At 59.3% G+C, this 12,336-nt stretch carries 10 protein-coding genes; 7 read left to right on the top strand and 3 right to left on the bottom strand.

Going from position 1 to position 12,336, the window contains the following annotated elements:
* Positions 1-66 precede the first annotated feature (66 nt).
* Positions 67-864 carry a 3'(2'),5'-bisphosphate nucleotidase CysQ gene (gene cysQ / locus FHT82_RS15645; protein ID WP_183732286.1) on the bottom strand — a complete coding sequence of 266 codons (798 nt, stop codon included), beginning with the start codon at positions 862-864 and terminating at the stop codon, positions 67-69.
* A 506-nt stretch (positions 865-1,370) separates the two neighbouring features.
* Here cysQ and FHT82_RS15640 point away from each other — a divergent pair.
* From FHT82_RS15640 to FHT82_RS15610, 7 genes are all read left to right on the top strand, one after another.
* Positions 1,371-2,273: a branched-chain amino acid ABC transporter permease LivH gene (locus tag FHT82_RS15640; RefSeq protein WP_183732284.1), complete on the top strand. Its 903-nt coding sequence runs from the start codon at positions 1,371-1,373 to the stop codon at positions 2,271-2,273.
* A gap of 3 nt (positions 2,274-2,276) precedes the next feature.
* On the top strand, positions 2,277-3,674 hold the full coding sequence (livM, locus tag FHT82_RS15635; RefSeq protein WP_183732281.1) for a high-affinity branched-chain amino acid ABC transporter permease LivM: 1,398 nt from the start codon (positions 2,277-2,279) through the stop codon (positions 3,672-3,674).
* Entirely contained in the window at positions 3,674-4,540 is an 867-nt protein-coding gene (locus tag FHT82_RS15630; RefSeq protein ID WP_183732279.1) for an ABC transporter ATP-binding protein, read from the top strand. The genes livM and FHT82_RS15630 overlap by 1 nt, the downstream gene beginning before the upstream one ends.
* Positions 4,540-5,271 (top strand): ABC transporter ATP-binding protein, encoded by a 732-nt coding sequence (locus tag FHT82_RS15625; protein WP_183732276.1) that lies wholly within the window; start codon positions 4,540-4,542, stop codon positions 5,269-5,271. Before FHT82_RS15630 ends, FHT82_RS15625 begins: the two co-directional genes overlap by 1 nt.
* 25 nt (positions 5,272-5,296) lie before the next feature.
* Complete coding sequence (locus FHT82_RS15620) at positions 5,297-5,650, top strand: DUF6867 family protein (protein WP_183732273.1); 354 nt, start codon at positions 5,297-5,299, stop codon at positions 5,648-5,650.
* A 119-nt stretch (positions 5,651-5,769) separates the two neighbouring features.
* Complete coding sequence (locus FHT82_RS15615) at positions 5,770-6,891, top strand: branched-chain amino acid ABC transporter substrate-binding protein (protein ID WP_183732270.1); 1,122 nt, start codon at positions 5,770-5,772, stop codon at positions 6,889-6,891.
* 163 nt (positions 6,892-7,054) lie between these two features.
* On the top strand, positions 7,055-8,023 hold the full coding sequence (locus tag FHT82_RS15610; RefSeq protein ID WP_183732267.1) for a D-glycerate dehydrogenase: 969 nt from the start codon (positions 7,055-7,057) through the stop codon (positions 8,021-8,023).
* A 19-nt stretch (positions 8,024-8,042) separates the two neighbouring features.
* Here FHT82_RS15610 and FHT82_RS15605 read toward each other — a convergent pair whose 3' ends face one another.
* Both FHT82_RS15605 and FHT82_RS15600 read right to left on the bottom strand, forming a co-directional pair.
* Positions 8,043-8,954: a response regulator transcription factor gene (locus FHT82_RS15605; protein ID WP_183732264.1), complete on the bottom strand. Its 912-nt coding sequence runs from the start codon at positions 8,952-8,954 to the stop codon at positions 8,043-8,045.
* Positions 8,947-12,330, bottom strand: coding sequence for an ATP-binding protein (locus tag FHT82_RS15600; protein ID WP_183732261.1), 3,384 nt, complete (start codon positions 12,328-12,330; stop codon positions 8,947-8,949). The genes FHT82_RS15605 and FHT82_RS15600 overlap by 8 nt, the downstream gene beginning before the upstream one ends.
* Positions 12,331-12,336 lie beyond the last annotated feature (6 nt).

Here is a 12,336-nt window from a genome sequence, read left to right as displayed (position 1 = left end):
GATGTAAATCGCCCTGCTGCAATATTACTGCGAAGAAGCTGAAAGAGACGCTAACTTCGGCGACCGTCACGCCCGCTTGAGCGCAGGCTTCGTGCCACCCCAGGAGACGAAATGGGGATTTGCGAAGTCGAAATCTGCAGATGCACCGGTTTTGCCGTAGATGAGCGGCTGGCCATCCATCGTGACAGTCGATCCACCGGCTGCCCGCAAGACCGCATCGCCGGCCGCGGTATCCCACTCCATGGTCCGGGTGAAGCGTGGGTAGACGTCGGCCTTGCCTTCTGCCAGCAGACAGAATTTCAGGGACGAGCCGATGTTGGTGCATTTGGAGATCGCATGCCTGGCGAGGAAAAGACCGGTCTCTGGGCTGTCATGCCGGAAACTCGCGAGCGCCATACTCTCTGCCGGCTGTTTGCGCACCTTGATCGGCATTCTCTCTGTTATCGCAAAGTTCTCATCGATTATCAGCTTCTCCGCGCTTCCGCGCTCGCCGGAAAAAGCGATGCCGAGCGCTGGGGCATAGACGATACCGGCGACGGGGACGCCGTTTTCCACGTAGGCGATGTTGACGGTGAATTCCTGGCGCTTATCCAGGAATTCACGGGTGCCATCGAGCGGATCGACAAGGAAGAAGGAGTTTCCGGCGATATCAGGCACTTTGCCAGCTGCTACCGATTCCTCGGCGATGACAGGGATCTCGGGGAAATCGCGTTCCAGATGCGCCAGTATGATGCGCTCGGCCTCCTGATCGGCGATCGTCACGGGGCTTTCATCAGCCTTCATTTCCACCGGGCAGCCGTGGCAGAAGACCTCCAAAATAGCCTTGCCGGCTTCGAGCGCCGCCCGTTCAAATGTCCTCAGCATATTCCTGCCGTTCGTCTGCGAATTCGTCTTGAGATCGCCGTGTCATATATAGTGCATACCGGGAGCTGCCGCATCCCTTCACTGAAACCCCATAACACTAGCACGGGCTTGCCAGTTTGCATAAGCACGTCATGAGCATTTGCCCGTGAAATGCCATTTGCAATTGATGGCATCTTCGAGTTTGAAATTTCGTCAACTTCCTTACTTGTGGAACAGTTTGCGCAGAGGGCGAACATTTTCGGTTTCGTTCAGTACACAAAGATTAATTGACGAAGCCGGATCTGGCTAAAAATTTGCCAAACGATGCCGCTTTTGTGTGGATTTTGGTTTGAATTGCGCCATTTAGGGCTGTTTACCCAAGATTCTGACGCGGTAAATCCTTTTTGTCTTCACATTTCCAACGAAACCGCTATGCAATGCGAGCTAGTGGTTCGTGTGAAAGCACGAGCGATAAAACCAATAAGAGATGCAACTTAAATTTGGTTCGCATCCAGGGGAAATGACATATGGAGTATTTCGTCCAGCAGCTCTTCAATGGGCTGACTCTCGGATCCATCTATGGCCTTGTGGCTATTGGCTATACGATGGTTTACGGCATTATCGGCATGATCAACTTCGCCCATGGCGACATTTTCATGCTCGGTGGCTTCGCTGCTCTTATCGTCTTTCTCGTTCTCACATCCATCTTCGCAGGTCTTCCGGTAGCCGTGCTGCTGCTGGCGATGCTTGTGATCGCGATGCTGATGACGAGTTTGTGGAATTGGACGATCGAGCGTGTCGCCTACCGCCCGTTGCGCGGTTCTTTTCGCCTGGCGCCGCTGATTACCGCGATCGGCATGTCGATCACGCTATCGAACTTCATCCAGGTCACGCAGGGTCCACGCAACAAACCGATTCCGCCACTTGTCGGCACGGTTTATAATGTCGGCAATATCTCGATCTCGCTGAAGCAGATCATCATTATCATCGTGACCGTCGTCCTGCTTGCCGCCTTCTGGTACATCGTCAACAAGACAGCACTCGGGCGCGCCCAGCGCGCGACGGAACAAGACCGCAAGATGGCAGCCCTGCTCGGCGTCAATGTCGACCAGACGATCTCCATCACCTTCATCATGGGTGCGGCACTCGCTGCCGTCGCCGGCACGATGTACCTGATGTACTACGGTGTCGCCTCGTTCAACGACGGCTTCGTTCCGGGCGTGAAGGCCTTCACAGCGGCGGTTCTCGGGGGCATCGGCTCGCTGCCGGGCGCCGTTCTCGGCGGGTTGATGATCGGTCTCATCGAATCCCTGTGGTCGGCCTATTTCACCATCGCGTACAAGGATGTCGCCACCTTCGCCATCCTCGCTTTCGTGCTGATCTTCAAGCCGACGGGCATTCTCGGCCGGCCGGAAGTCGAGAAGGTATAAGTCATGGCAAACATCGATACTTCCGCTGGCAAGTCCAACGCCGGGCTTGTCCAGAAGGGGCTTAGGGAAGCCTTCTTCGCCGGTCTCATCTCGCTTGGCCTGTTCGTTCTCTATGTCGGTCTCGGCACGCAGCAGAACATCAACAACGAGCTGATCGTCGTTCAGCGCTGGGGTCTGCTGGCAGTCTTCGTGCTGGTCGCTGCCATCGGCCGTTTTATCATGGTCGTTTTTGTCAGGCCGCATCTTGATCAGCGCAAGCTTTCGAAGGCGCGTCATGGTGAACTGGATATTTCAACGGATAAGGGCTTCTTCCGGACGCATTTCCTGAAGATCGCGCTCGTATTCCTTCTGGTCTATCCGCTTGCCACTGCCTATTTCCTCGGCCCGCAGGGCGCGTTGAAGTGGGTGGACAATTTCGGCATCCAGATCCTGATCTATGTGATGCTCGCCTGGGGTCTGAACATTGTCGTCGGCCTCGCCGGGCTGCTCGACCTCGGTTATGTCGCCTTCTACGCGGTCGGTGCCTATTCCTATGCGCTGCTTTCGGCCCATTTCGGCCTGTCCTTCTGGGTGCTGCTGCCGCTCGCCGGCATCTTTGCGGCTCTTTGGGGCGTCATCCTCGGCTTTCCGGTGCTGCGCTTGCGCGGTGACTATCTGGCGATCGTCACGCTTGCCTTCGGTGAAATCATCCGTCTCGTCATCATCAACTGGACGGAAGTCACGAAGGGCACCTTTGGTATCTCCGGCATCGCCAAGGCTTCGGTCTTCGGAATCTGGAGCTTCGATGTCGGCAAGGCGAATAACTTCGCCAAGGCCTTCGGCCTGCCGTCATCATCGGCCTATTACAAAATCTTCCTGTTCTACGTTATCCTGGCGCTCTGCATGCTGACCGCCTATGTGACGATCCGGCTGCGCCGCATGCCGATCGGCCGTGCATGGGAAGCGCTTCGCGAAGACGAAATCGCCTGCCGTTCACTTGGCATCAACACGGTGACGACGAAACTGACGGCTTTCGCTACCGGCGCGATGTTCGGCGGCTTCGCCGGCTCCTTCTTCGCTGCCCGCCAGGGCTTCGTTTCGCCGGAATCCTTCGTGTTCCTGGAATCGGCCGTCATCCTCGCCATTGTCGTCCTTGGCGGCATGGGTTCGTTGACAGGTATCGCGATCGCAGCCGTCGTTATGGTCGGCGGCACGGAAGCGCTGCGCGAAATGGACTTCCTTAAGGTTATCTTCGGACCGGATTTCACGCCGGAACTCTACCGCATGCTGCTCTTCGGCCTCGCCATGGTGATCGTCATGCTGTTCAAGCCGCGCGGTTTCGTCGGCTCGCGTGAACCGACCGCCTTCCTCAAGGAGCGCAAGGCGGTATCTGGAAGCTTTACCAAGGAGGGCCATGGTTGATGAGCCCTATCGAGAACACGATGTCGAATGACACTTTGCTCAAGGTCGAGCACCTGTCGATGAAGTTCGGCGGCCTGATGGCCATCAACGACTTATCCTTCGAGGCCAAGCGCGGCGATATTACCGCGCTGATTGGCCCGAACGGTGCGGGCAAGACCACCGTCTTTAACTGCATCACCGGTTTCTACAAGCCGACGATGGGCATGATCACACTGACGCAGAATAGCGGCAAACAGTATCTGCTCGAGCGCCTGCCGGACTTCCGCATCACCAAGGAAGCCAAGGTTGCCCGTACCTTCCAGAACATCCGTCTATTCTCGGGTCTCACCGTTCTGGAAAACCTGTTGGTCGCCCAGCACAACAAGCTTATGAAGGCTTCGGGCTTCACGGTGCTGGGTCTGCTCGGCATCGGTCCCTATAAGAAGGAGGCGGCTGCCGCCATCGAGCTTGCACGCCACTGGCTGGAGAAGGCCGACCTTATCGACCGCGCCGACGACCCGGCCGGCGATTTGCCTTACGGCGCCCAGCGCCGCCTGGAAATCGCCCGCGCCATGTGCACCGGCCCGGAGCTGCTTTGCCTCGACGAGCCGGCTGCCGGTCTCAATCCGCGTGAATCGGCGTCGCTCAATGCCTTGCTGAAAGGCATTCGCGCCGAAACCGGGACCTCCATCTTGCTTATCGAGCACGACATGTCTGTCGTCATGGAAATTTCCGACCACGTCATCGTCCTGGAATATGGCCAGAAGATTTCCGACGGCAATCCTGACCATGTGAAGAACGATCCGAGGGTTATTGCGGCCTATCTCGGTGTCGAGGATGAAGAAGTCGAAGAGGTCATTGCGACCGTAGAAGGGGGCGCAATCTGATGGCGGCCGGAGAACAGCTTCTCAAGGTTCAGAGCGTCGAGACCTATTACGGCAATATCCGCGCGCTCGCAGGCATCGATGTCGAGGTGAAGAAGGGCGAGATCGTCAGCCTGATCGGCGCCAACGGCGCCGGCAAGTCGACGCTGATGATGACGATCTGCGGCAGCCCGCAGGCCCGCACCGGCTCGATCATTTTCGACGGCCAGGACATTACCAAGCTGCCGACGCATGAGATTGCACGGTTGCGTATCGCGCAGTCGCCCGAAGGGCGGCGTATCTTCCCACGCATGACTGTTCTAGAAAATCTCCAGATGGGCGCTGGTCTCGACAACCTCAAATATTTCAATGAAGACGTCGAGAAGATTTTTACGATGTTCCCACGCTTGAAGGAGCGCCAGTCGCAGCGCGGCGGCACACTTTCGGGCGGCGAACAGCAGATGCTTTCAATCGGCCGCGCGCTGATGGCGCGTCCGAAGCTGCTGCTGCTTGACGAACCCTCGCTCGGCCTTGCGCCGCTGATCGTCAAGGGCATCTTTGAAGCCATAAAGGTGCTGAACGAGAAGGAAGGGCTGACCGTCTTCCTCGTGGAGCAGAACGCATTCGCAGCGCTCAAGCTGTCGCACCGTGCCTATGTGCTGGTCAACGGCAAGGTGACGATGAGCGGCAGCGGCAAGGAACTGCTCGCGAATCCCGAGGTCCGTGCTGCCTATCTCGAAGGCGGGCGGCATTGATCGCGGCAGAAGGGAGAGTTTGATCATGCAGGGACTTTTCTTCGAAAGCGACAGCGGGGTGAAGCTCGTCATCCGCGCATTCGTGGTGCTTATCGGTTTCTGGACGGCGTGGCGCGCCGGCAGGGCGGTTGCAGACGGCTGGAACAACTATTCGCTGGTTGTCGTCTACACCTTCCTGCTCGCTTGGGCGATGCAGTTCCTGCATCATGCGCTGTTTGACGGCCCGATGCTCAGCGCCTTCTTCTACATCATCGATTTCGTAACTTTGCTGGTCTTCTCGACAGCCGGGTTCCGCTATCGCCGTACCAATCAAATGGTCAACAACTATTACTGGCTGTACGAAAAAACTTCCGCGTTTTCGTGGAAGGAGAAACATTGACAGCCCGTTGAAACTAGGCATGAATTGCCTTCAGAGTGGAACAGCTTTCCTGGCGCAGTCAAAGGTGGGGTATGTGTCAGGCCTTGGAAGAAACCCGCCCAAAAATTGGGAGTAACAATATGAAGAAGTCTCTCTTGTCAGCGGTGGCACTGACGGCGATCGTTGCGTTCGGCGGCGTCGCACGAGCTGACATCGTGATCGGCGTTGGCGGCCCGCTGACGGGTCCAAACGCTGCATTCGGCGCCCAGCTTCAGAAGGGTGCCGAGCAGGCAGCCGCTGACATCAATGCTGCTGGCGGTATCAACGGCGAGCAGATCAAGATCGAGCTCGGCGACGACGTTTCCGACCCGAAGCAGGGCATCTCCGTTGCCAACAAGTTCGTTGCTGACGGCGTGAAGTTCGTTATCGGCCACTTCAACTCGGGCGTTTCCATCCCGGCTTCCGAAGTTTACGCAGAAAACGGCATTCTCGAAATCACCCCGGCTGCTACGAACCCTGTTTTCACCGAGCGTGGCCTGTGGAACACCTTCCGCACCTGCGGCCGTGACGACCAGCAGGGCGCCATCGCCGGCAAGTATCTGGCCGACCACTTCAAGGACGCCAAGATCGCCGTCATTCACGACAAGACTCCTTATGGCCAGGGTCTCGCTGACGAAACCAAGAAGGCTCTGAATGCCGCTGGCGTTACCGAAGCCATGTACGAAGGCGTCAACGTCGGCGACAAGGACTTCTCGGCCCTCATCGCAAAGATGAAGGAAGCCGGCGTTACCATCATTTACTGGGGCGGTCTGCACACCGAAGCCGGTCTCATCATCCGTCAGTCGGCCGACCAGGGCCTGAAGGCAGCGCTCGTTTCGGGTGACGGTATCGTCTCGAACGAACTTGCTTCCATCGCTGGTGACGCCGTTGCCGGTACGCTGAACACCTTCGGCCCGGATCCGACGATCAACCCGGCCAACAAGGACCTCGTCGCGAAGTTCAAGGCTGCCGGCTTCAACCCGGAAGCTTACACGCTCTATTCCTACGCTGCGCTGCAGACGATTGCTGCTGCTGCCAAGGCTGCCGGTTCTACGGACGCTGAAGCGGTTGCCGCGGCCATGAAGGAAAAGGGTCCGTTCCCGACCGTTCTCGGCGACATCTCCTTTGATGAAAAGGGCGACCCGAAGCTTCCGGGCTACGTCATGTATGAATGGAAGAAGGGCGAAGACGGCAAGTACAGCTACTTCCAGAAGGCCGACTAATTTCAGCCTCCGGCAGTGAATGCCTCTTATGGAAGCCCGGTCATCAACCGGGCTTCTTTCGTTTTGCCCAGCGGCATCGGATTGGTGCTCGTCAACTCAAAGACCATTCCATTCCCGGCCGGCATGCCCTAAGCCAAGGGCAAAGGATGAAGGAACCAGATCGATGCCAAGACCCCGCATTCTCGTCACCCGGCGCTGGCCTGCCGCGGTCGAAGCCGTGCTCGTCGAGCGTTTCGACGTAACGCTCAATACGGATGATGCGCCGCTCGGCGAAAATGAGCTGCGTCAGGCGCTGGCGGATTATGATGCGGTGCTGCCAACCGTCTCCGACAAGCTGCCGGCTGCGATCTTTGCAGGCGATATCCGCACGAAGATCCTTGGCAATTTCGGGGTCGGCTTCAATCATATCGATATCGCGACCGCCAAAGCGAAAGGCGTTACGGTGACGAATACGCCGGGCGTTCTCACCGATTGCACTGCCGATATCGCCATGCTGCTCCTGCTGTCCGTCGCGCGCCGCGGCGGGGAAGGCGAGCGGCAGCTACGTGCCGGAGAATGGAAGGGCTGGTGCCCGACACATATGATCGGCACGAAGGTGACCGGCAAGACTGTCGGTATCATCGGCTTCGGGCGGATCGGCAAGGCTTTTGCACAACGCTGCCATTTCGGCTTCGGCATGGATGTCGTGTTCTACAACCGCTCAGAGGTCGATCCGGCTGAAGCGGCGCGCTACGGCGCACGTCAGCTTGCTTCGGTGGAGGCGGTGCTGGCGACTTCCGATTTCGTTTCCCTGCATTGCCCTGGAGGAGCGGAAAACCGGCATCTGATGAATCCGGCACGGTTCGCCGCAATGAGGCCGGGCGCTTTCCTCATCAACACTGCGCGCGGTGATGTGGTCGATGAGACGGCACTGATTGCCGCACTTGCCAAAGGCACGATCCGGGGCGCGGGACTCGACGTCTATGAGGCGGAGCCGCATGTGCTGGAAGCGCTGCGGCGCATGGAGAATGTCGTTCTGCTGCCACATCTCGGCAGTGCTACGCAGGAAACGCGCACGGCGATGGGGATGAAGGTCGTGGAGAATGTGACCGCCTTCTTCGAGGGGCGGGAAGTGCCGGACCGGGTGGTCTGAAGACGCTGCCCTTCATTTGCTACATCTCATGCAAGACATGCGCCGCCTTCACGGCAGCGGATGCCCTGTTTTCCACGCCAAGCTTCACATAGATCTGTTCGAGGTGCTTATTCACTGTGCGCGCCGAAAGGCCGAGAATTTCGCCGATATCGCGATTGGCCTTGCCCTTGGCGATCCACATCAGCACTTCGGATTCACGCTGCGTCAACGAAAAATGCCGGCGCAGGACTTCGTCGTCGCTGCGCTGGTTGGCAGCCGTCAGGCGGAAGAGGTATTCGTCGGGGCCGATGGCGCCGAGGAAGGCGAGCTGAAGAGCGGCCTGACCGACATGAGCGATGGAGATGAGGGCGTCACGTGCGGCGACGTCACGCTCCTTCATCCAGACGCCGATCGTGCGGGAGACGACCTCCATGCCATCGTCGCTTCCCATGGCGGCATTGACGAGGCGGGTGGCCTGCGGCGTGGACCAATGGATCGCGCCATTTCCCTTCACGGCCAGCAGATGACGGCCGGCGGCATCGAGTGCCACGCGCGCGCTTTGGGCCGAGCGGGCATTGCGCAAGTGAACGCGAATGCGGGCGCGCAGTTCATCGATGTTGATCGGTTTCGACAGGTAGTCGACTCCGCCCGATTCCAGGGCATGCACGACATGCTCGGTTTCGGTCAGCCCCGTCATAAAGATGACGGGTACCTGGGCGACGGCGGCATTGGCCTTCAGCCTGCGGCAGGTTTCGAAGCCGTCCATCGAGGGCATGACCGCATCGAGCAGGATAAGATCCGGAGTGATGCGCTCAACGATATTAAGCGCAGCCGAGCCTGATGTGGCGATCAGTACGGAAAAGCCTGATTGCTCCAACGCGTCGGTCAAAAAGCCGAGCGCTTCGGGCGAATCGTCGACCAAGAGAACGATGTCGCGAGGAAGCTCAGCCAACGGTTTCACCCTTTTCTTCGAATTTGTGCAGGAAATCCATGAAGCCGGCGAGATCGAAAGCGGCGACATAGGAGCGGAGCTCCTCAGTGAATGGCTGATTTGCCTCCACTTTGGCAAGGTCGGCGAGCTTGGCTTCTATGCCCCTGATGTAGCCGATCTCGCCAAGCCGCAGCAGTTCCTGCACATGTGCAGCCCCCGGGCTCTTCAGCGATATGGCTGCAGGTGCCGGAGCCGGCGCCTGATCGTCGGCATAGAGCCACTTCAGGCCGAGATGCAGGGCGAGCTTATCGCGCAGTTGTTTGATATCGACCGGCTTGCCGATCGCATCATTGTGGCTGTCGTCGCTGTCGCTGTGAGCGGCTGCGTCGCCGATATTGGCTGACAGCATCACGATCGGCGCGGCGCGTCCCGTCTCACGCAGCCGGGAAACGAGCTGCCAACCGTTCATGCCGGGCATAGAGATATCGACGAGGAAGAGATCTGGCTCGATGCCTTCGACGAGCGTCAGGCAGTCCAGGCCGCTTGCTGCCGTGAGCACGATGAAATCGAGTGGGACCAGGATTTCGCGCATCATCTCGCGATGATCCTCGTTATCATCAACGACGACGATCGTGCGGCGCGGGCCGTCATAGCCGACGATCTTCTTTTCCTGCGGCGGAGCGGCAGGGCGCATCACGGCCGACAGCATGAGGCGGACACGGAAGGTCGAGCCTTTGTTCTTTTCGCTGTCGACCGCGATTTCGCCGCCGAGCGTGTTGGTCAGAAGGCGGGTAATGGTCAGGCCAAGACCGAGGCCGGGCATGGGCCGCACGCTTTCTGCTTCACCGCGCTGGAAGGGCTCGTAAATGCGCGTCAGATCCTTTTCGGCGATTCCACGGCCGGTGTCGGAGACGGTGAAGGTCGCGACCTGGCTGCGGTAGCCGACATCGAAGGTGACGCTGCCATCGTCGGTGAATTTGATGGCATTGGAGAGCAGGTTGACGAGGATCTGGCGAAGCCGCTTCTCGTCAGTGCGTACGAACTGCGGCAGAGCCTGCGAGCGGTTGTGGATGAAGGTGAGGCCTTTCGCCTGCGCCTGCGGCCGGAACATGTCGACGATCTGGTCGAGGAAATCCTGGATGTTGATCTCGTTCGAATAGACCTGCAGGCGGCCGGCTTCGATCTTCGAAACATCCAAGAGGCCGTCGATCAGGCCGGACAGATGCTCGGCGCTGCGGCGGATGACCTTGATGGAGGATTGACGCGGGGCGGGGATGGTCTCGTCGCGTTCGAGGATCTGGGCGTAGCCGAGGACGGCATTCAGCGGCGTGCGCAGTTCGTGACTCAAGCCCACCACGTAGCGGCTCTTGGCGCGATTGGCGGCTTCGGCCGTTTCCTTTGCGGTCTGCAGCGCGGCGTCGGTCTTCTTGTGAGCGGCGATTTCCTTGAGCAGAAGCGTGTTCTGGCGGGAGGATTCCTCCTCGGCGACGACACGGCTGTCATGGGCGAGCACATAGAACCAGCAGGCAATGCCGGCGATGACCGAAAAGACGAAGAAGACGATCAGGATGGTGCGGTTGACGACTTCGGCGGTCTCCGGCGAAGCCGAGGCCACCTGATGGGCGATCATCGCAAGGATCGCGCCGACGGCCGTCAGTGCCAGTGCCACGGCAATGCCATAGCGGCCAAGGCGGGTCGTCAGTTTCTGGACGATGGTTTCCGGCAGCAGGGTCTTTGCGACGGCGCCGACCTGCGCGTTGAGGCGGGCGTTCGGCTTGCACATGTCGTGGCAACGGCTGTCGAGCGAGCAGCAGAGCGAGCAGATCGGCGCGGCATAGGCTGGGCACCAGGCCATATCTTCAGGCTCGAAGGGATGTTCGCAGACGGAGCAGTTGATAGTGGTCAGGTTCTTCCAGGCATGGCGCGGCTTGCGGGCGAGATAGAACTTGCCTTTGGTCGCCCAGGCGAGGGTGGGTGAGGCGATCAGCGCGATCACCAGCGTGATGTAAGGGGCAAGCGAAGCTGCGATCGAGCCGAAGGTGCCGAAATGGGCGATGAGCGCGAGGCCGGCCGACAGTGTCATGGCGCCGAGGCCGACCGGGTTGATGTCGTAGAGATGGGCGCGCTTGAACTCGATACCGGGCGGGGCAAGGCCGAGCGGCTTGTTGATGAAGAGATCGGCCGAGATGGTGCAGAGCCAGGCCATGGCGATGATCGAGAAGATGCCGAGTGTTTCCTCGAGCAGCCGGTAGATGCCGAGTTCCATCAGAAGCAGCGCGATCGCCACGTTGAAGACCAGCCAGATGACGCGGCCGGGATGGCTGTGCGTCAGGCGCGAGAAGAAGTTCGACCAGGCGAGCGAGCCGGCATAGGCGTTCATGACGTTGATCTTCAACTGCGAGACCACCACGAAGGCTGCCATCAAGAGCAGGGCGGCATTATGCCAGGGGATCATATAGCCGAAGGCAGTCAGGTACATCTGTGCCGGGTCGGCGGCACGGTCGACTGGCACGCCGGATGTGAAAGTCAGCACGACTAGAAATGAGCCGGCCAGCAGTTTCGGTGCGCCGATGATGACCCAGCCGGGACCGGCGAGGAAAACGGCGAGGCGGTGGCGCCATTTGCGCTGCGGGTCCGGCGGCAGGAAGCGCAGGAAGTCCGCTTGTTCGCCGATCTGCGACATGAGCGCGAGGATGACGGCGGAGGCCGCGCCGAATTCCACAAGATTGAAATCTGCGACCGTGCCGGGCGGGCCGGAGGCATGGCGGATGCCCGCAAAAGCGCGCCAGACATCGAATTGCTGCCAATCCATCAGGGCGATGAAGATGAAGGGCAGGATATTGAGGACGATCCAAAAGGGCTGGGTCATCAGCTGGAACTTGCTGATGAGGCGCACGCCGTGCGTGACGAGCGGGATCACCATGACGGCGCTGATGATGTAGCCGATCCACAAGGGAATGCCGAGCGTCAACTCCAGCGCGCCAGACATGATCGAGGCTTCGATTGCAAACAGCATGAAGGTGAAGCTTGCATAGATCAGCGAGGTGATCGTCGAGCCGATGTAACCGAAGCTCGCGCCGCGCGTCAGCAGGTCGATATCGACGCCGTGGCGAATGGCATAGCGGCTGATCGGCAGGCCGATCGCGAGCATGGCGATGGAGGCGACGATGATGGCGAAGAAGGCGTTGGTCGTGCCATAGGAGAGCGTAATCGCGCCGCCGATCGCTTCGAGAGCCAGGAAGGAGATGGCGCCGATCGCTGTCTGCGAGATGCGTTGGGAGGAGAAGCGCCGGGCGCTCTTGGCTGTAAAGCGCAGCGCGTAGTCTTCAAGCGTTTGGTTGGCGACCCAGCGATTATATTCGCGTCTCACCGGAATGATGCGTTGGCGCGCTGTCATGCCCTC

It is taken from the genome of Rhizobium sp. BK275, assembly GCF_014193555.1.
Classification (GTDB): domain Bacteria; phylum Pseudomonadota; class Alphaproteobacteria; order Rhizobiales; family Rhizobiaceae; genus Rhizobium.
This window is presented reverse-complemented; position numbering and strand designations above follow the sequence as displayed.